This window comes from Rhodanobacter denitrificans (genome assembly GCF_000230695.2).
Taxonomy (GTDB): domain Bacteria; phylum Pseudomonadota; class Gammaproteobacteria; order Xanthomonadales; family Rhodanobacteraceae; genus Rhodanobacter; species Rhodanobacter denitrificans.
Window position 1 is genome coordinate 2570793 of sequence record NC_020541.1, and the last position, 19570, is coordinate 2590362.

Here is a 19570-nt window from a genome sequence, read left to right on the forward strand (position 1 = left end):
TGCTAACATTCGCGACTTCCGTGGGGCGGTAGCTCAGCTGGGAGAGCGCCACGTTCGCATCGTGGAGGTCGTGGGTTCGATCCCCATCCGCTCCACCACGGATTTACAAAAAAGCCCTCGGTCTCCGAGGGCTTTTTTGTTGCTCCCGCGCCGGCGCTACCGGCCGTCGAAGGTGCCCGCCACGTCGTGGCCGAGACTGCGCAGGAACGTTTCGACCTCGGTGGTGTAGTCGCCGGGAGCGCCCAGCTGCTCGTTGATCTGTTCGTGCGAGAGGTCCTCGGGCAGCACCTGCGCGCGCGTGCCCAGTGCGACTGGCTTGTCCACGAAAGCCTGCGCCTGCGGGCAGGCGTCCGCGCGGCGGCTGGAGCACACCGCGAGGAACGGCGCGGCCGGCGCCTGCAGCTGCTGCAGCGGCGAGGCCGCGAGCCAGCCGGCGCAGTCGTCGCCGAAGGCACGGTCGTACAGCCGCAGGTGGCGCGATTGCATGATCTGCACCACGTCCAGCGCGGCGCCGTCCAGCGCCACGCGGTCTTCACTGCACGCCGCCGGCTCCCGCCCCGCACAGCTTCTCCATCAGCTCGGCCTGCACGTCGCGGACGGGTTCGCCGGCGGCCGGCGAGGGGCGCAGGTACTCGCCGTCGGACTGCAGCAACGAGGCGCTGGCGTTGTCGGTGAGATACAGCTCCAGCGCGTTGCGCACGCGGTGCTGCAGTTTCTTGCCCTCGACCGGGAAGGCGGTCTCGACGCGGCGATCGAGATTGCGTTCCATCAGGTCGGCGCTGGCCAGGTACAGCTGCGGCTCGCCGTCGTTGGCGAACCAGTAGGCGCGGCTGTGCTCCAGGAAACGGCCGATGATCGAGCGCACGCGGATGTTTTCCGACACGCCTAGCACGCCCGGACGCAGGCAGCAGATGCCGCGCACGATCAGTTCCACCTGCACCCCGGCGATGCTGGCCTTGTACAGCGCGCGGATGATCTTCGGCTCGGTCAGCGCATTGATCTTGAGGATGATCTGCGCCGGCTGGCCCGCTTCGGCATGGGCCGTTTCCTGCGCGATCAGTTCGAGCAGGGTCTTCTTCAGCGTGAACGGCGCATGCAGCAGCTTCTTCATGTGCAGCACCTTGCCCATGCCGGTGAGTTGGCTGAACAGCTTGTGCACGTCCTCGCACAGCGCCTCGTCGGAGGTGAGCAGGCTGTAATCGGTGTACAGCCGGGCGTTGCCGGTGTGGTAGTTGCCGGTACCCAGGTGCGCATAACGCACCAGCTCGCTGCCTTCACGGCGCTGGATCAACATCAGCTTGGCGTGCGTCTTGATGCCGACCACGCCATAGATCACCATCGCCCCGGCCTGCTGCAGGCGCGAGGCGAGGCTGAGGTTGGATTCCTCGTCGAAGCGCGCGCGCAACTCGACCACCGCGGTCACTTCCTTGCCGGCACGGGCGGCGTCGACCAGCGCGTCGACGATCTCGGAGTTCGCGTTGGTGCGGTACAGCGTCTGCTTGATCGCCAGCACTTTCGGATCCGTCGACGCCTGACGCAGCAGGTCGACCACCGGCGCGAACGACTCGTACGGATGCAGCAACAGCACATCCTGCTTGCCGACGACCTCGAACAGGTCCTCGGCGTGCTGCAGCGCCTTCGGCAGCGCCGGCGTGAACGGCGGGTACTGCAGCTTCGGGTAGCTGACGTTGTTGGCGATGCGAAACAGCCGCGCCAGGTTCACCGGGCCGTTCACCTCGTACAGTTCCGACTCGGTGAGGCCGAACTGCTTGAGCAGGTAGTCGGTCAGGTCCTTCGGACAGTTGTCGGCCACCTCCAGCCGCACCGCATCGCCGAAGCGGCGCGAATACAGCTCGCCGCGCAGCGCCAGCGCCAGGTCCTCGACGTCTTCCGGGTCGAGCGTGAGGTCGGCGTTGCGGGTCAACCGGAACTGGTAGCAGCCGAGCACGTCCATGCCCGGGAACAGTTCCTCCGCATGCGCGTGCAGGATCGAGGACAGCAGCACGTAGTTGTCGCCGCCTTCGCAGATCTCCAGCGGCAGGCGGATCAGCCGCGGCAGCACGCGCGGCGCCGGCACGATCGCCAGGCCCGAATCGCGGCCGAACGCGTCCACGCCGTCCAGCCGCACGATGAAGTTGAGGCTCTTGTTGACCAGCAGCGGGAACGGATGGGTCGGATCGAGCCCGATCGGGGTGACCAGCGGCGCCACCTCCTCGCGGAAATAACGCCGCACCCACAGCTTCTGCTTGTGCGTCCATTGCGTGCGCCGCACGATGCGGATGCCGTGCGTGGCCAGCTCCGGCAGGATGCGCTCGTTGAGGATCGTGTATTGCCGCGCAATCTGCCGGTGCGCGATCTCGGCGATCTCGGCCAGCGCGCGTTTGGGCGCCATGCCGTCCGGACCGATCATCTCGTGGTCCAGCGCGATCTGCCCTTTCAGCCCGGCCACGCGGATCTCGAAGAACTCGTCCATGTTCGCGGAGAAGATCAGCAGGAACTTCAGCCGTTCCAGCAGCGGCGTGCGCTCGTCCAGCGCCTGGTCCAGCACGCGGATGTTGAACTTGAGCTGCGACAGCTCGCGGTGGATGTACAGGCGGCTGTCACCGAGGTCCGGGCCGGGCGTCGACGACGCGGCATCGTTGGCGGCCGGCGCGGCGGCGTCGGTCGGCAAAGTCTCGCGAATCAGGCGGCTGGTCATCGGTACACCGGGTCCGGCAAGGGGGAGGCGGCCTCCCATGGTAGCCCGCCGCGGACGGGGCCGGTCGAACGTGGCATTCGCGGCTCAGGCGGGGCTCAGCCTGCGGCATTTTCCTGACTGCCGGATGACATCGGCCGCCGACCGAACGGGTGGCACATGCTGGCCGGCGGCGGTTTGCCCTATCGTTGCCGCTCCCCACCGGCCTTCCTGGCCGAGCCCACCCCACCGAACGAACGCCCCATGCAGACTCGCGTCGAGACCGCTCCGCTGTCCCCTGTCGCCCTCACGCCGCCGACCGATGTCGCACCGGCCGGGGAACGCACCCAGTTCACGGTGCTCGGCGGGATCAGCTTCGCGCACATGCTCAACGACATGATCCAGTCGCTGATCCTGGCGATCTATCCGATCCTCAAGCACGACTTCCAGCTCAGTTTCGCCCAGGTCGGCCTGATCACGCTGACCTTCCAGCTCACTGCCTCGCTGCTGCAGCCATTGGTGGGCATGGTGACGGATCGGCGCCCGATGCCGTATTCGCTGCCGGTGGGCATGGGTTTCACCCTGTGCGGCCTGTTGCTGCTGGCGACGGCGCCGAACTTTCCGGTGCTGCTGCTCGCCGCGGCGCTGGTCGGCACCGGCTCGTCGGTGTTTCATCCCGAGTCCTCGCGCGTGGCGCGGATGGCCTCCGGCGGTCGTCACGGCCTGGCGCAGTCGCTGTTCCAGGTCGGCGGCAACACCGGCTCGTCGCTGGGGCCGCTGCTGGCGGCGTGGATCATCGTGCCGCACGGGCGCGGCAGCGTGGCGTGGTTCTCGCTGGCCGCGCTGCTGGCGATCGTGGTGCTGCTGCAGGTCGGCCGCTGGTACAGCCATCACCACGCGGTCCGTCGCAAGGCGGCGGCGGGGCATTTTGCGATACTCGCGCTGTCGCCCCGGCAGATCATCGGCGCGCTGGCGATCCTCGGCCTGCTGATCTTCTCCAAGTATTTCTACCTGGCCAGCCTCAGCAGCTATTACACCTTCTACCTGATCCACAAGTTCGGCGTGTCGGTGCAGAGCGCGCAGGTGCACCTGTTCGTGTTCCTGTTCGCGGTGGCCGCCGGCTCGCTGATCGGCGGTCCGGTCGGCGACCGGATCGGGCGCAAGTGGGTGATCTGGGTGTCGATCCTCGGCGTGGCGCCGTTCACCCTGCTGTTGCCGCACGTGGGCCTGATGTGGACCGGCGTGCTGACGGTGCTCATCGGCCTGGTGCTGGCGTCGGCGTTCTCGGCGATCCTGGTCTACGCGCAGGAGCTGATTCCCGGCCGTGTCGGCATGATCTCGGGCCTGTTCTTCGGCCTGGCCTTCGGCATGGGCGGCATCGGCGCCGCCGTGCTTGGCGGGCTGGCCGACACCCACGGCATCGACTACGTCTACCGGCTGTGCGCGTACCTGCCGCTGATGGGGCTGATCACGGTGTTTTTGCCGGATATCGAGAAGCGGGCGCCCGCGGCGTAGCTTTGCTGCAGTTTTTGTTGTTCCAATGGCAAGAGCTTTCGTGCGCCTATGGCAGACGAAAGCTCTTGCCTCTGATGCTTTTCGCTCTGAAGGCAGCGAGAGCAAGAGCATCGCCCACAGAGCGTGCTCCCGCAAAAATTCAGCGTGCGCCGATCACCACCGGCTCCGGCTCCAGCTGCACGCCGAACCTCTCGCGCACGCCGTGCATCACCTGCTGCGCCAGCGCCCACAACTGCGGGCCGGTGGCGTGGCCGTGGTTGACCAGCACCAGCGCATGCCGGTTGGAGATGCCGGCATCGCCTTCGCGCAGGCCCTTGAAGCCGGCTTTCTCGATCAGCCACGCGGCGGACAGCTTGCTGCGGCCGTCGGGTTGCGGCCAGGCAGCGAGGCCGGGGTGTTCGCGCTGCAGCGCGTTGGCCAGCGCGGCATCGACGATCGGGTTCTTGAAGAAGCTGCCGGCGTTGCCGATCACCGCCGGATCGGGCAGCTTGCGCAAGCGCAGGCGCATCACCGCCTCGGCAACGTGGAACGGCGCGGGCCGGTCCACGCCCATCCGCGCCAGTTCCTCGTCGATGCCGGCGTAGTCGGTGCGCAGTGGGCGGCTGCGCGGCAGCACAAAGCGCACTGCGGTAACCACGTAGCGGCCGGGCTCGTGCTTGAACAGCGAATCGCGGTAGGCGAACGCGCAGGCAGCACGGTCCAGCGTGGCCACTTGCCGCTCGTGGGTATCCCAGGCCTCGACGCTGTCGATGAACTCGGCCACCTCGCAGCCGTAGGCGCCGATGTTCTGGATCGGCGCGGCACCGACCGTGCCGGGGATCAGGATCAGGTTCTCCAGGCCGGCATAGCCCTGGCCCAGGGTCCAGCGCACGAAATCGTCCCAGCGCTCGCCGGCGGCCACCGCGATGCGCGCGCTGTCGCCGCCCTCTTCCAACTGCACGCCGCGCGTGGCCATCGCCAGCACGGTGCCGTCGAAGTCGCCGGTGAACAGCACGTTGCTGCCCTCGCCCAGCACCAGCAGGCGACCGCTGCGCACGGCGGGGAAGTCCAGCAGCTCGGGCAGTTTCGCGGCGTCGCGGATCTCCGCCAGCAGCCGCGCACGCGCGTCCACGCGCAGCGTGTTGCGCGCGGCTAGCGAGGCGTTTTCGATGAGCGCGTAGCCGCCCATGTCGACACGTTCAGACGACATTGGCGGCCTCGCGCTGGCGGCGGATCTCGTCGACGCATTCGGCGACCAGCGGCGGCCCGCGGTAGATCAGGCCGGAATACAACTGCACCAGCGAGGCACCCAGTTCCATCTTCTCTGCGGCATCGCTGCCGTCCAGGATGCCGCCCACGCCGATCAGCGGAATGCGCCCCTGCAGCCGCTTGTGCATGCCGGCCAGCACCGCGGTGGAGCGGTCGAACAGCGGCTTGCCGGACAGCCCGCCGGCTTCGTTGCCGCGCGCATCGTCGGCCACCGCCGTGTGATCGATCGTGGTGTTGGTGCAGATCACGCCGTCGATGCCGGTGCGCAGCAGCACCTCGGCGATCGCGTCCAGTTCCGCTTCGGAAAGATCCGGCGCGATCTTCAGCAGCATCGGCTTGCGCCGGCCCTGCTGCGAGCCGAGCCGTTCCTGTGCTTCGCGCAGCACCGAGATGAAGCGGCGCAGCGTGGCCTCTTCCTGCAGGTCGCGCAGGCCCTGGGTGTTCGGCGAGGAGATGTTCACCGTGACGTAGCTGGCCAGCTCGTACACGCGGGTGAGGCACAGCAGGTAGTCGCTGACCGCCTTCTCGTTCGGGGTGCCCTTGTTCTTGCCGATGTTGATGCCGAGCACGCCGTGGTAGCCGGAGCGCTGCACGTTGCGCACCAGCGCGTCGACGCCGGCGTTGTTGAAGCCCATGCGGTTGATGATCGCCTCGTGCCGCGGCAGCCGGAACAGGCGCGGCCGGTCATTGCCGGGCTGCGGCTTCGGCGTCACCGTGCCCACTTCGATGAAGCCGAAGCCCAGCACATCGAGCGCGTCCAGATGCTCGGCGTTCTTGTCCAGGCCCGCGGCCAGCCCGACCGGGTTCGGGAAGGTGATGCCGAACACCCGGGTCGGCAGATCCGCCGGCGGCCGGGCGATCCAGCGGGAAAAGCCGCTGCGCTGGGCCACGCCCAGCGCGTACAGGGTGGCGCGATGCGCGGCCTCGGCATCGAGCTTGAACAGCAGCGGGCGCAGCAGGTCGTACATGGGTCAGGCCGGTTGGCCCGCGAAGATGCGGGTGTGGTAATCGAAGCTTACCGCGCCGTCCTCGGCGCAGTCGTGGAACAGTTCGCGCAGTGCGCGCAGCATCGGTTCATGCCGGGGGTGGCCCGGCTTCGGCGCGTACGAGGACGACATCAGGCGTCCGCGCAAGGCCTCGAAATCCAGCCGCTGCGCATGCTCGAAACGGGCTGCGCCGCGAAAGCCGGTGCCGAACCAGGCGCGCATGTGCGCATCGTCGGCATAGCGCTCGACCACCTTGGCGTAATCCGTGCCGTAGGTGTTGAGCAGCGCCTCGTAGCCCTCCAGGAACGGCGTGCCGGCGAGCCGGCGCGAATTCCACCAGATCGCCACCAGCCCGCGCGGGCGCAGGATGCGGGCGAACTCGCGCCGCGCCGCCTCCTCGTCGAACCAGTGGAAGGCCTGCGCCACGGCGACCAGGTCCACACTGGCGTCGGGCAGGCCGCTGGCGTCGGCGCTGCCGTCGAGCGCATCGAAGCCCGGGTACGCCTGCAGCCAGTGTTCGGCGGCGGCGCGCATCGGCGCATTCGGTTCCACCGCGGTCACCCGATGACCGGCGTCGAGGAACAGCTTCGAGGAGATGCCGGTGCCGGCGCCCATGTCCGCCACCCGCCAGCTGTTGTCCACACCCTGCTCGCGCTGCAGCCAGTCCAGCAACGCCGGCGGATAATCCGGCCGGTAGCGCACGTAGTCGTCGACGCGGTCGCCGAAGCGCGCGGTGGACTGCAAGGAAGCCTTCTCATCAGCCATTGAGCATCTGTCCGCCATCGACGACCAGGGTGTGGCCGGTGATCCAGCCCGCCCACGGCGAGGCCAGGAACAACGCGGCATGCGCGATTTCCTCCGGCTTGCCGAAGCGGCCGAACGGGATCTTTGCCAGAGTGGCGCGGTAGAGTTCCGGCTGTCCCACCCGACGGCGATCCCACAGGCCATCGGCGAACGCGATCGAACCGGGCGCGATCGCATTGACGCGGATGCGCTGCGGCGCCAGCGCCTGCGAGGTGGCGTACTGGCTCAGCGCCGCCTTCACCGCCGCATACGCCGCGCCGCTGGCGCGCGGACGGAACGCAGCGATCGAGCTGGTGTGCAGGATGCAGCCATGCGGCGACGCGGCGAGATGGGGCAAGGCCGCGCGCGAGGCGCGTACCGCCGCCATCAGGTCCACGTTGAAGCCGGCCAGCCAGCCTTCGTCGCTGTCGTCGAAGCCGTAGCCGCTGGCGTTGTTGACCAGCACGTCGATGCCGCCGAGCGCCGCCGCCGCGTCCGCCATGTAGGCGTCGATGGCGCTGGCGTCGGCCAGGTCACAGCGCTGCGCATGCGTCGGCGCGCCATGCGCCGCCAGCGCCTGGCGGGTTTCCTCCAGCGCCGCGGCGCCGCGGGCGCAGATCGAGACGGCTGCACCGGCCTCGGCGAAGCCCAGCGCGATGCTGCGGCCGATGCCGCGGCTGCCGCCGGCGACGACGACGCGATACCCGGAGAAGTCGAAGGCCGCCGTCATGCGGGCGTCAGTGCCAGCCCGCAAACGCGAAGCCGAACACCAGCACCGCAATCAACAGGAACACGCCCAGCACGCACAGGGCCAGCTGCACGTAGCCGAGCACCAACCCGGCCACGGCCATGCCGTCGCCCTCGGTGCGATTGTCGAGCGGGCTGCGGTGGATCTCGCCGCGCGCCAGGTGGCCGCAGATGATCGCCACGATGGCGCCGATGAACGGCAGCACGCACCAGGCCAGAATGCCGAAAACCAGGCTCACCACGGCCAGCGAGCTGGTCGTGGTGCCCGGACGGTAGGACGGTTGGTAGCTCATCGGATCGCTCGCTCAGGCAGGAGGTGGAGGCGCCGTCGTGCACTGCCGCCGGTCGCGGGCGGCAAGCCGCCCGCGACCGGCGCATTCCGTCAGAGGTCGAACTTGATGCCCTGCGCCAGCGGCAATGCGTTCGAGTAATTGATGGTGTTGGTCTGCCGGCGCATGTAGACCTTCCACGCGTCCGAACCGGATTCGCGGCCGCCGCCGGTTTCCTTCTCGCCGCCAAACGCGCCGCCGATCTCCGCGCCGGAGGTGCCGATGTTGACGTTGGCGATGCCGCAGTCGGAACCTGCCGCCGACAGGAACTGTTCGGCCGCGCGCAGGTTGTTGGTGAAGATCGACGAGGACAGGCCCTGCGGCACGTCGTTCTGCATCTCGATCGCCTCGTCGATGGTCTTGAACGGCATCACGTAGAGAATCGGCGCGAACGTCTCGGCCTGCACCACTTCGTGCGAATTCTTCAGCCCGGTGATGATGGTCGGCAGCACGAAGTTGCCCTTGCGCTCGGTCAGCGCCTTGCCGCCGGTGCGCACCGTACCGCCCGCGGCCTTGGCCTTCTCGATCGCGGCCAGGTAACCCTGCACCGCCTCGGCGCTGTTCAGCGGCCCCATCAGCGTGGTGGCCAGGGTGGGATCACCGATCTTGCCCTCGACCTGCCGGTACGCCTTGACCAGGGTGTCGAGCACGCCGTCGAAGATCGACTCGTGCACGAACAACCGGCGCGTGGTGGTGCAGCGCTGGCCGGCGGTACCGACGGCGCCGAACACGATGCCGGGAATCGCCAGTTTCAGGTCGGCCGTCTCGTCCAGGATGATCGCGTTGTTGCCGCCCAGCTCCAGCAGCGAGCGGCCCATGCGCTGCGCCACGCGCTCGCCGACCATGCGGCCGACCTTGGTCGAGCCGGTGAAGCTGATCAGGGCGACGCGCTTGTCGTCGACGAAGGCCTGCGCCAGGTCGCTGCCGGCGTCGTTGAACAGGAAGAACAGGTCGGGGAAGCCGCCGGCCTTCAGCGCCTCGTTGCAAATGCGGATGGTGGCGATCGCCGACAGCGGGGTCTTCGGCGACGGCTTCCAGATGCAGATGTCGCCGGCGATGGTGGCCAGCATGGCGTTCCACGCCCACACCGCGACCGGGAAGTTGAACGCGCTGATGATGCCGACCAGGCCGAGCGGATGGTACTGGTCATACATGCGATGGCCCGGGCGCTCCGAGTGCATGGTGGCGCCGTACATCATGCGGCTCTGGCCCACGGCGAAGTCGGCAATGTCGATCATCTCCTGCACCTCGCCGTCGCCCTCGGGCTTGATCTTGCCCATCTCCAGGGCGACCAGCGAACCCAGTGCGTCCTTGTGCCTGCGCAGCGCCTCGCCGCACAGCCGCACCGCCTCGCCGCGACGCGGTGCCGGGGTGGTGCGCCACACTTTGAATGCTTCCTGCGCGCGCTGGACGATCACCTCGTAGTCGGCCGCGCTGGACGCGTGCACGGTGCCGAGCACCTCGCCGGTGGCCGGGTTCACCGGCTGCAGCGCGCCGGCGTCGGTGGTCTTGGACCACTCGCCCTGGCCGAGATAGCTGCCGGACTGCTCGCCGAAAAGGCCGAGCGCGCTGAGGATTGCATGGGACATGGGTGTCTCCTGGACGTGCGGTGCCCGCAGGCGCCGTGAAGGGAAGGCGGCAATTGCTCATTCTAACAGGCCGGCCGCCCCGCTCCCGCCCCGCCTGCGCCAAGTGGCCGATCTGATCGCACCGCCATGCGATCCATGCGAAAATCCCGCCGCTGCCCTCGTAGCTCAGTTGGATAGAGCGGCCCCCTCCTAAGGGGCAGGTCGGACGTTCGAATCGTCTCGAGGGCACCAGTTACCGCAAGCGAGGGCCGGCCATGCCGGCCTTCGTGCTATCCGGCTCAGGAACTGCACGACAGCATCGAGCAGCCGGCCTTGTGCCGAGCCCAGTCCGGGCGCTTCTGCGCAAATGCCTCGCGGCCAGGTTGGTCGTCGTAGGGATGGCGCAGCACGTCGAGCAGTTCGTGGATGCCGGCGACATCGCCCTGCTCCGCGCGGTCGATCGCCTGCTGCGCCAGGTAGTTGCGCAGCACGTAGCGCGGGTTGGCCAGGCGCATGCGTTCGCGGCGCCGCTCCGGCGCCAGCGGATCGTCGGCCAGCCGTGCCGCATAGCGGGCCAGCCAGTCGACAAGCTCCGGTTCGGCCGCGCGCCGCTTCGCCTCGTCGTAGAACGCCCCCTCGAACGGCGCCAGCGTGGGCGCCTGCACGTCGAGGTCAGCCAGCGCGCGGAACCACAGCGTCATGTCGATCTCGGCCTGCTGCAGCAACGCCTGCAGCGACTGCATCAGCCCCGCGTCGTCGTCGCGGCACTCGGCCAGGCCCAGCTTGGCGGCGACGTTGGCGCGATCGGCGGCGGCATAGGTGGCGGCGTAGTGCTGCAGCCCGGCTTCCAGCGGTCCGACGCCGTCGAACAGCGGCGCCAGCGCGCCGGCCAGGCAGCTCAGGTTCCACCACGCCACGTTCGGCTGTTGGCCGTAGCGGTAGCGGCGGCGCTGCGCGTCGGTGGTGTTCGGAGTCCAGTCCGGGTCGTAGTCGTCAACCCAGCCGTACGGGCCGTAGTCGAGGGTGAGGCCGAGGATCGACATGTTGTCGGTGTTCATCACCCCGTGCACGAAGCCCACCCGCATCCAGTGCGCCACCATCGTGGCGGTGCGCTCGCACACCTGCCGGAACCATGCCGCGTAGCGCACCTCACCCTCGCCCTCCAGTTCCGGGAAGTCGCGGCGGAGGGTGAACTCGACCAGTTGCCGCAGCAACGCGACGTCACCGCGCGAGGTGGGCAGCTCGAAGTTGCCGAAGCGGATGAACGAGGGCGCCGCGCGGCAGACGATCGCGCCGGGTTCCGGTGCGGCGTGGCCGTCGTAGAACATGTCGCGCAGCACCGTTTCGCCGGTGCCGACCAGGCTCAGCGCGCGCGTGGTGGGCACGCCCAGGTGGTGCATCGCTTCGCTGCACAGGAACTCGCGCACCGAGGAACGCAGCACTGCACGGCCGTCCGCGCCACGCGAATACGGCGTCAAGCCGGCGCCCTTCAGCTGCAGTTCCCAACGCTCGCCGGCTTCGTTGACTACTTCGCCCAGCGAGATCGCGCGGCCGTCGCCAAGCTGCCCGGCCCAGTGGCCGAACTGGTGACCGCCGTAGTTCGCCGCGTACGGCTGCATGCCCTCGATCAGCGCATTGCCGCCGAACACCTGCGCGAACTGCGGCGTGGCGACGTCCACCGCGCTGAAGCCGAGCGCAGCCGCCATCTCCGCCGAATGCGCCAGCAGGCGCGGCACCGCCACCGGCGTGGGCTCGACCCGCGAGTACAGCGCGCCCTCGACCTGGCGCCGCCGCGCGCCCTGCTCCGCGTCGCTGGCCAGCTCGCGCACGAACGTATTGTCGAAACGAAGATCGAACATCCGGCCACCTCAGGGAGCTATAGCCACAGCCTATATCCGGGCGCCAACGGTTCGATGCAAGGCCGCGCCGCGGCTAGCGCGCCACGGCCTGCCCGCGGTGGGCCGGGCGATGGATCGCCTGCAGCCGCTGGTAGACGGTCAGCACCGCGGTGCCGTAATTCCTGGCCAGGGCCGGCGTGTGGCTGTGGTAGTAGCCCACGCCGAGCACCCGGTCGCGGGTCTGGCGCATGCCGTCGCGCAGGATCTTCGCGGCCACGGTGATGTTGGTGCGCGGATTGAGCAGGGTCAGCGGATCGCGCACCGCGTCCCGGTGCATCGGGTAGTAGACCTGCATGATGCCGACGTCCTGCACGGCCGAATCAAACTGGCTCGCCGCCGCCATCGCCAGCTGCACGTCATGGCGTTCGCCGCGCACCAGATGGTCGTCGACGCGGAACAGCCACGGCGTGGGCGCGACCTTGCCGTCCGGGTACAGCGCCTTCGATTCCACCAGGGCCACGCTGTACAGCAGCAGCGGATCGACGCCGGAGGCCTTGCCGACCTGCGACCACAGGCTGTCCCGCGACGCGATGTCCAGGTCGGGCTCCTCGATCGGCATCATCAGGTCCATCGTGCTGACGTCGGACAGCAGCTTGCTGCCGGTTTCGGCCGGCCCGGAGCGGACTGCCGACGAAACGGTCGATGCGCTAGCCGGCGCCGCGGCGGCAAGCGACAGCACCGGCGTAAGCGGCACGGACGAGGCATGCGTGGCAGATGCCGGTGCCGGAGCCATCGCCCTGGCCGGTGTCGATCCCGCGTCGGGATGAGGCGCGCCGAGGCGAAGCAACACTAGGGCAGCACCCGCGATGGCGCCCATGGCAATGCCTGCCGCAAGCCTGTGCCGATGCGCCCTCGCCCATCCCGAGCACCACAGCATGCATGCCCGCGCCCACGGCACGATGCGCGCGCCGACGAGCCGGCGCAAACCGGCGACTGCGCTCACATGCCATCCATCCAGCGGCCATGTGGGCGGCAGCAACCAGCGTTCCGCCGCCGGACGCCGCGCGGGCAACCGGCTGGGCACGCACCGCGAGCGGACCCATTGCGCCGGCGCCGGCATCACGACCGGCGGGGCGACGGGACGGCGTGCCGACGAAGCCCCGGATTTCCAGCGCACCGGCGCCATCAGATACACGCGACCCGGTTTCCGCGGGATGCTGCGCACCGTCATGGGGTTCGCGGCCGGATGCCTGCCATCGACCCCCGCGTACCTGCGGCTTTCGCCGTGCGAGGTATCTGCGGTCGTCGGGGTGGAACCATCCACGTGGGAATCCTGTTCAAGGGCGCGGTCGCGGCCAGTTTGCCGGTGCCGGGGTTCGCCATTAAATCAGGTTTGCGGAACCAGTTCCCGTATCCGGCCACAGCACGTTTGCGCGCGGCCATCAGCACGGCATACCCGGACCGGTGCGCCAGCCAGCCGCTATAGTCGGCTGCCGCCACCTGCGAAAACCGCATGAACCCGACGCCTGCCAACGACCTCAACGCCGACGCGCGACCCGAGGGCGCGCCCTACCTCGCCGCCACCACGCGCTGGCTGGAGCGCGCGGTGATCGGGCTGAACCTGTGCCCGTTCGCCCGCGCCCCGCACGTGCAGGGCAAGCTGCGCCTGCGGGTGAGCCACGCGCGCGACACCGACGCGCTGCTCGACGACCTCTGCGGCGAACTGCAGTCGCTCAACGCGCTGACGCCGGACGAGTGCGAGACCGGCCTATTGATCCACCCGTTCGTGCTCGGCGACTTCCTCGACTACAACGACTTCCTCGACGTGGCCGACGCCGCCGTGCAGGCGCTGGGGCTGGATGGGGAATGGCAGGTGGCGAGCTTCCACCCCGACTACCAGTTCGCCGACAGCGCGCCGGACGACGTCGAGAACCTCAGCAACCGTTCGCCCTATCCCACGCTGCATCTGCTGCGCGAATCCAGCGTCGAAAGCGCGATGGAGACGATGAGCGACACCGACAGCATCTACCGGCGCAACATCGAGACACTGCAACGGCTGGGCGCCGACGGCTGGCAGGCACTGTGGCGCGACGACACGGATTGAACACGGCAACCCCACCCGGAGTTCACATTCGCGCCGGGCGAAGCTGTCACACTGGCGGGTGAAAAAAATCCCCGACCCCTACGCCGAAAGCGTCGACCCCAGCGTGCAATGCACGACTTGCGAAGCCGTGTGCTGCCGCCTCACCGTGGTGTTGATGCCGGAAGACCGCGTACCCGCCTGGCTGGTCGATCACGACGAACACGGCATGGCGACCCTGGCCAAGGGCGAGGACGGCTGGTGCGCCGCGCTGGATCCGAACACCTTCCGCTGCACCATCTACGAGAACCGCCCCACGATCTGCCGCAAGTTCGCGATGGGCAGCCCCAGCTGCCGCGACGAGCGGCACAAGTGGTTCGGCAACACCATTCCCACCGCGGTGCATGTGATGTAGGAGCGCGCTACGGCGCGAAGATCAGCGCAACCTCGGCGGCATCGAGCGCGCGCCATTCGCCTGGCGGCAAGCCGTCCAGCGTGAGGGCGCCGATCGACACCCGCTGCAGCGTCTCCACGTGATTGCCGGCGGCGGCAAACATGCGACGCACCTGGTGGTAGCGGCCTTCGCTGACGCCGAGCCGGGCATGCCGCGGCCCCAGCAGCTCCAGCGCGGCCGGTGCCAGCGGCGTGGTTTCCCCTTCCAGCAGCAGCGTGCCGCTGGCGAACAGCTCGCCTTCGTCGCCGCGCAGATCCTGCGCCAGGGTGGCCTCGTAGACCTTGGTCACCTGCGCCTTCGGCGAGATGATCCGGTGCAGCAACGCACCGTCGTCGGTGAACAGCAGCAGGCCGGAAGTGTCGCGGTCGAGCCGGCCCACCGTGGACAGCGCCGGCGAGCGCACGTTGTAGCGCGGCGGCAGCAGGTCGTAGACCACCCGGCCCGGGTCCTTGCGCGAGCAGGTGACGCCGAGCGGCTTGTGCATCATCAGCGTGAGCCCCGGCGGCGGATCGAGCGGCTCGTCGTCGACGCGGATGGTCTCGTACGGCACCACGTCGTCCGCGTACAGCACCTCGCCCGCGGCATCGGTGATGCGGCCAGCCCGGAACAGCTGGGCCACGTCCTTGCGGCTGCCGTAGCCCAGGCTTGCAATCAGCTTGACCAGTTTCATCCGCGCACTCCGACCGCCTCGATCACCTTGAACCCTTCCCGCACGACCAGCGTGCGCACTTCATGAAAACGCGAGGCCAGCACGGCTTCGTACGGCAGATGCCGGTTCGCCACGATCAGCAGCCGGCCATCCGGCAGCAGCGCCTCGGCCGCGCTGACGATGAACGCGCGGCCCAGTTCCGGCAGGTCGGCGCGCCCCTGATGGAACGGCGGGTTGCTGACGATGGCGTCGTAGCGTTGCGTCAGGCCGCGGGTCACGTCATACCAATGCACCGTCACGGCCACCTCGCGCCCGCATGCACGCTGCGCCCGCGCCAGGTTGAGCCGCGCCGGTTCCAGCGCGCGCGCTTCGGCTTCGTACAGGTCGAGCGCATCGACCCGCGGACAACGCGCGACGACCTGCGCGGAAAGGTAACCGTAACCGGCACCGAGATCGGCCACGCGACCGCGCAGGTCCGTCGGGAGATGTTCCGCCAGCAGTGCCGAGGCGCGGTCGATGCGGTCCCAGGCGAACAGGCCGGGGCGACTGACGTAGCCGTCGACGATCGTGCGCGGCGCGTCCAGCGCCAGCCATTCGGCCAGCAGGTCCTGGTCGACGTCGGCCGGCTGCGGCGTGCTCCAGAACGCGCGGCACTTGTGCTTGGACAGGTGCTGCACGGCGCCGGCCAGTTTCGCCAGGTCCGCCTCGCCCGACTTCGCGCCTTCGGCATTCGGCATCGCGGCCAGCAGCGTGCCGCCCGGCGCCACGTGTGTCAGCGCGCGGGCGAACAGCGCGCGTGCCTCGTCGCGCTGGCGCGGCGGCAGCAGCAACACCAGCGGAAATTTTTCATCGGCCGCCGCTTCGCCCACGCGCAGGCCGTTGCGACCCAGTTCGTCGGCGAACGGCAGGAAACCCTGCTCGCACAGCCAGCCGGGCTGCGCCATCTCGCGCAGGCCCACCCCGGCGCGCGCACGCAGGAACAGCACGCGGCCGTCCGCCGGCAGGCGCAACTCTCCGGCTTCGAACGGCACGAACAGGGCCGCCAGCGCCGCATCCGGCGCAGCCGCGAAAAACCCGCCAGCAGTCACGTCATCCCTTCCACCTTGAAACAGTGGCGGCATTGTACGTGGCGGCAGGCCGGACCTGGCCAGCGGGTTTAGCTTCCGCTGTGCTCGTGGACCGCGTCCATCGCGCGGGCAGAGAACACCAGCGCCGCGCCGGCATTCATCGCCACGGCCACGCCCAGCGCTTCGGCGATTTCCTCGCGGGTCGCACCGTGTTTCAGCGCCTCGCCCACGTGCACCGTGATGCAGCCGTCGCAACGCGTGGTCACCGCCACCGCCAGCGAGATCAACTCGCGGGTCTTTGCGTCCAGGTGGCCGGTCTTCTGGCCGGCATCGGTCAGGGTCTGGTACCCCTTCACCGTATCCGGGCTGAGCTTGCCGATTTCGCCGATGCGGCCCAGCAGTTCCTTGCGGTATTGCAGCCAATCCAGCATGGGACTCTCCTCGCGGTCGTGGCGGCCGGGCGACGCGCTCGACCGTGGCGGGGATGCTGCGCCAGCGGATGTAAAATCCGCATGCGGGCGGTTTCCCGGCGGCAGGAAAAGCGGCGGAGCTGCCGCAACCTGCCCCGGGAACATCACCCGGTTACGCAGTGGCCGATGTCCGCCCCAGCCCGGCCACCCAGCGGTACAGCGCCACATTGACCGCGACGAAGGCGATGCCGCCGATCCAGATCGCCGCCGTGCCGAAGCCGTCGCCGACCAGCGCCAGCGGCGCGCCCTTGCCGGAGAACACCACGATCGCCGCGATGATCACGCCGATGATGCTTTCGCCCACGATCATGCCGGAGGCCAGCAGCACGCCGAGCTGCTTGGTCGACTCGGGTTTGGGGCCGCGCTCGGCACGCTTGTCGAAATACCAGCCGACGACGGCGCCGACCACGATCATCAGCGTGGTCGAGGTCGGCAGGTAGATGCCCAGACCCACCGCCAGCGGCGGCAGCGCGGCCGATCTGGTGGTGCGGCCAAGGACGGCGTCCAGCACGATCAGCGCCACACCGATCGCACCGCCCAGAATGATCAGGCTCCAGTCGATATTGCCCTGGATCACGCCCTGCGCCAGCGCCGAGATCAGCCCCGCCTGCGGTGCGGCCAACGCACGCGCCGGGTCGACCCCGGGCATGCCGGCGAAGCCGTACGCCTCGTTCAGCAGGTCCAGCACCGGCGGGATCACCGCGGCGCCGACCAGCACGCCGACCACCAGCGCCACCTGCTGCTTCCACGGCGTGGCGTCGACCAGCTGGCCGGTCTTCAGGTCCTGCAGGTTGTTGTTGGCGATGGTCGCCACTGCAAACACCACCGAGGTGGCGAACAGCGCGAACGCCACCAGCCCCTTGCCGGCATCGCCGGACAGCTCCGACTTCACGCCCGCCACCAGCAGCAGCAACGCGGCGATGATCACCACCAGGATGCCCACGCCGGACAGCGGACTGTTGGACGAACCGATCAGGCCCGCCATGTAGCCGCACACCGCGGAAACCAGGAAGCCCATGATCACCACGAAGACCAGGCCGCCGCCCACCAGCAGCCACAGGTGCGAACCCAGCCCGGTGACAATGCTGAAATCACCCAGCAGCCAGCCGATCGGCAGCAGGCACAACAGGCTGATCAGGCCGACGATGCCGATCGGCATGTCGTGCTCGGTGCGCGGCAGCGTGCTGCCCTGCCCCGCCTTGCGCGCCCGCGACGACGCCATCGCCGAGGAAAGCCCGCTGATCACCGGCTTGACCAGCTTGGCCAGCGTCCAGATCGCCGCCACGCCGATCGTGCCGGCGCCGATGAAGCGCACCTTGGTGCCCCAGGCCGCCTGCGCCATGTCCGCGGCGGCGCCGGTGGCTGCCGCCAGCATCGTGTAGTGCGGCACCGCCCAGCCCCAGGCGATCAGCGCGCCGAGCAGCATCGCCAGGCCGACCCACAAGCCGACCAGGTGGCCCACCGCCAGCAGTGCGAACGACAGGCTGAAGTCATAACCGCTGGCCCCGCCGCGGTCGCCGACATGGAAGTACTGCGCCACGCTGCCGGCGAATACCTTGGTGGCGACCACCACCGCGAACACCGCCGAGACGATGGTGCCGGCGGCGACGGCGAACAGGCCCGACTTGCCGCTCTCGGCCGACGCCGCGACCGCGTCGTCGCCGCCGCCCACTTTCAGCACCTCGGCACAGGCCACGCCTTCCGGGTACGGCAGGTCGGAATCGGTCACCAGCGCGCGGCGCAACGGGATCGTGTACATCACGCCGAGGATGCCGCCGGTGGCGCAGATGCCGAACGTCACCCAGAACGGGAAGCCGGTCCACCAGCCGATCATCACCAGGCCGGGCAACACGAAGATGATCGCCGACAGCGTGCCGGCCGACGAGGCGACCGTCTGCACGATGTTGTTCTCCTGCATCGTGGAGTCCTTGAACCCGCGCAGGATCGCCATCGAGATCACCGCCGCCGGGATCGAGGTGGCGAAGGTCAGGCCGGCCTTGAGGCCGAAGAACACGTTCGCCGCGGTGAACACCAGGGTGATCACGACGCCGATGATCAGGCCGCGTGCGGTCAACTCGGTGCGCGGCGTGACGCTGGACAAAGGTTTTGCACTCACGAATGGCTCTCCCCCGGATGGATGCTGCGGTGGAAGATAGCGTGGAATGGCCGCGGAGGGTTATCCCTCCGGCCGAACGGCGCCGTCGTGTCACAGCGCCAGCCGGCTCTCGAAATGCCGCCGCTCGCCGGACAGCGGATCGACGAAGGTCAGGCTGCGCGCCAGCAGCTTCAAGGGTTGCGCATGGTCGTCGGCGGACTTGTCAGCCAACGCCGGATACAACGTGTCGCCCACGATCGGCGCGCCCAGCGCGGCCATGTGTACGCGCAGCTGATGCTTGCGGCCGCTGACCGGGAACAGTGCATAGCGCCACGCATCCTCGCCGCGCCCGATCGGCTCGATCCGCGTCTCGCTGTTCGGCTCGCCGTCGACCTCGCGCATGCGGAAGAACGGTTCCCCGGCCACGATGCGCGAACGCCTCGACAGCGGGAACGCCAGCGATGGCAACGGCGGCGCCAGCGCCTCGTAGCGCTTGTCGATCCGCCGCTCGCGGAACAGCGCCTGGTACGCCGCGCGGCTGGCCGGGTTCGCCGAGAACAGCACCAGCCCGGCGGTGGCGCGGTCGATCCGGTGCAGCGGCACCAGGTCGGAATTGCCCAGCCGGTGCATCAGCCGGCGCAGCAGGGTCTGCTCGACGAAGCCGCCGGCCGGGGTCACCGGCAGGAAATGCGGCTTGTCCGCCACCACCAGATGCGCGTCCGCATGCAGCACGGCTTCGACGAACGGGATCGGCCGCTCGTCCGCCACCTCGCGGTAATAGTGGATGCACATGCCCGGGCGATACGGCGTCTGCGGCGTGATCGCGATGCCCTGCCCGTCCAGCACGCGCCCACGCGCGATGCGGTCCAGCCATTGCGCGCGATCGATCGCGCCGAATAGCGCGCACAGCCCGTCGAGCACGGTGACCCAGGCACCCGGCGGCAGGTGCACGGTGCTGGCACGGGGATCGCGGCTGAAGGATGGCGTCGAGGGGTCCATGCTGATCGCCAGTGTAAGGCGTCCGGTGAGCCCTCCTTCGGTCGGGGCAGCGGCGCGGCACGTGCGCG

At 69.0% G+C, this 19570-nt stretch carries 18 protein-coding genes and 2 tRNA genes; 5 read left to right on the top strand and 15 right to left on the bottom strand.

Annotation, left to right across the window (positions count from 1 at the left end; all coding sequences use genetic code 11):
- Window positions 1-22 precede the first annotated feature (22 nt).
- Window positions 23-98: transfer RNA gene (locus tag R2APBS1_RS11770), tRNA-Ala, on the top strand.
- A 58-nt stretch (window positions 99-156) separates the two neighbouring features.
- Here R2APBS1_RS11770 and R2APBS1_RS11775 read toward each other — a convergent pair.
- Both R2APBS1_RS11775 and ppk1 read right to left on the bottom strand, forming a co-directional pair.
- On the bottom strand, window positions 157-525 hold the full coding sequence (locus R2APBS1_RS11775) for a hypothetical protein (protein ID WP_051061181.1): 369 nt from the start codon (window positions 523-525) through the stop codon (window positions 157-159).
- A gap of 7 nt (window positions 526-532) precedes the next feature.
- The gene (gene ppk1 / locus R2APBS1_RS11780) at window positions 533-2698 is read right to left on the bottom strand and encodes a polyphosphate kinase 1 (RefSeq protein ID WP_015448084.1); all 2166 of its coding nucleotides are present in this window, start codon (window positions 2696-2698) and stop codon (window positions 533-535) included.
- Window positions 2699-2938: 240 nt separating this feature from the next.
- On the opposite strand from ppk1, the gene R2APBS1_RS11785 reads away from it, so the two are divergent.
- Window positions 2939-4189: an MFS transporter gene (locus R2APBS1_RS11785; RefSeq protein ID WP_027489281.1), complete on the top strand. Its 1251-nt coding sequence runs from the start codon at window positions 2939-2941 to the stop codon at window positions 4187-4189.
- Window positions 4190-4328: 139 nt separating this feature from the next.
- Here R2APBS1_RS11785 and murB read toward each other — a convergent pair whose 3' ends face one another.
- The 6 genes from murB to amaB form a co-directional block, all read right to left on the bottom strand.
- Window positions 4329-5357, bottom strand: coding sequence for a UDP-N-acetylmuramate dehydrogenase (murB, locus tag R2APBS1_RS11790; RefSeq protein ID WP_041676767.1), 1029 nt, complete (start codon window positions 5355-5357; stop codon window positions 4329-4331).
- Between the two features lie 10 nt (window positions 5358-5367).
- Window positions 5368-6405 (bottom strand): quinone-dependent dihydroorotate dehydrogenase, encoded by a 1038-nt coding sequence (locus tag R2APBS1_RS11795; RefSeq protein ID WP_015448087.1) that lies wholly within the window; start codon window positions 6403-6405, stop codon window positions 5368-5370.
- Between the two features lie 3 nt (window positions 6406-6408).
- Complete coding sequence (locus R2APBS1_RS11800) at window positions 6409-7188, bottom strand: class I SAM-dependent methyltransferase (protein WP_015448088.1); 780 nt, start codon at window positions 7186-7188, stop codon at window positions 6409-6411.
- Window positions 7181-7936: an SDR family NAD(P)-dependent oxidoreductase gene (locus tag R2APBS1_RS11805; RefSeq protein ID WP_015448089.1), complete on the bottom strand. Its 756-nt coding sequence runs from the start codon at window positions 7934-7936 to the stop codon at window positions 7181-7183. Before R2APBS1_RS11805 ends, R2APBS1_RS11800 begins: the two co-directional genes overlap by 8 nt.
- 7 nt (window positions 7937-7943) lie before the next feature.
- A complete protein-coding gene (locus R2APBS1_RS11810) occupies window positions 7944-8246 on the bottom strand; it encodes a DUF4190 domain-containing protein (protein ID WP_015448090.1) in 303 nt (100 codons plus the stop codon).
- 89 nt (window positions 8247-8335) lie between these two features.
- Window positions 8336-9871, bottom strand: a complete 1536-nt coding sequence (amaB, locus tag R2APBS1_RS11815; protein ID WP_015448091.1) for an L-piperidine-6-carboxylate dehydrogenase — start codon at window positions 9869-9871, stop codon at window positions 8336-8338.
- A 154-nt stretch (window positions 9872-10025) separates the two neighbouring features.
- Here amaB and R2APBS1_RS11820 point away from each other — a divergent pair.
- Window positions 10026-10102, top strand: a tRNA-Arg gene (locus R2APBS1_RS11820).
- 47 nt (window positions 10103-10149) lie between these two features.
- On the opposite strand, the gene R2APBS1_RS11825 is transcribed toward R2APBS1_RS11820, so the two are convergent.
- Entirely contained in the window at window positions 10150-11709 is a 1560-nt protein-coding gene (locus R2APBS1_RS11825) for a protein adenylyltransferase SelO (RefSeq protein ID WP_015448092.1), read from the bottom strand.
- Window positions 11710-11782: 73 nt separating this feature from the next.
- The gene (locus R2APBS1_RS11830) at window positions 11783-12442 is read right to left on the bottom strand and encodes a transglycosylase SLT domain-containing protein (RefSeq protein ID WP_007509133.1); all 660 of its coding nucleotides are present in this window, start codon (window positions 12440-12442) and stop codon (window positions 11783-11785) included.
- A 759-nt stretch (window positions 12443-13201) separates the two neighbouring features.
- Here R2APBS1_RS11830 and R2APBS1_RS11835 point away from each other — a divergent pair.
- Both R2APBS1_RS11835 and R2APBS1_RS11840 read left to right on the top strand, forming a co-directional pair.
- Complete coding sequence (locus R2APBS1_RS11835; protein ID WP_015448095.1) at window positions 13202-13792, top strand: DUF1415 domain-containing protein; 591 nt, start codon at window positions 13202-13204, stop codon at window positions 13790-13792.
- A gap of 58 nt (window positions 13793-13850) precedes the next feature.
- Window positions 13851-14183, top strand: coding sequence for a YkgJ family cysteine cluster protein (locus R2APBS1_RS11840; protein ID WP_007509138.1), 333 nt, complete (start codon window positions 13851-13853; stop codon window positions 14181-14183).
- 7 nt (window positions 14184-14190) lie between these two features.
- Here R2APBS1_RS11840 and R2APBS1_RS11845 read toward each other — a convergent pair whose 3' ends face one another.
- From R2APBS1_RS11845 to R2APBS1_RS11865, 5 genes are all read right to left on the bottom strand, one after another.
- A complete protein-coding gene (locus R2APBS1_RS11845) occupies window positions 14191-14892 on the bottom strand; it encodes a pseudouridine synthase (protein WP_007509140.1) in 702 nt (233 codons plus the stop codon).
- Window positions 14889-15959 (bottom strand): class I SAM-dependent methyltransferase, encoded by a 1071-nt coding sequence (locus R2APBS1_RS11850; RefSeq protein ID WP_007509143.1) that lies wholly within the window; start codon window positions 15957-15959, stop codon window positions 14889-14891. Before R2APBS1_RS11850 ends, R2APBS1_RS11845 begins: the two co-directional genes overlap by 4 nt.
- 68 nt (window positions 15960-16027) lie before the next feature.
- Window positions 16028-16369 (bottom strand): carboxymuconolactone decarboxylase family protein, encoded by a 342-nt coding sequence (locus R2APBS1_RS11855; RefSeq protein ID WP_007509145.1) that lies wholly within the window; start codon window positions 16367-16369, stop codon window positions 16028-16030.
- A 151-nt stretch (window positions 16370-16520) separates the two neighbouring features.
- On the bottom strand, window positions 16521-18524 hold the full coding sequence (locus R2APBS1_RS11860; RefSeq protein ID WP_015448096.1) for an OPT family oligopeptide transporter: 2004 nt from the start codon (window positions 18522-18524) through the stop codon (window positions 16521-16523).
- Between the two features lie 90 nt (window positions 18525-18614).
- Window positions 18615-19502, bottom strand: coding sequence for an RluA family pseudouridine synthase (locus tag R2APBS1_RS11865; RefSeq protein ID WP_007509150.1), 888 nt, complete (start codon window positions 19500-19502; stop codon window positions 18615-18617).
- Between the last annotated feature and the right edge of the window lie 68 nt (window positions 19503-19570).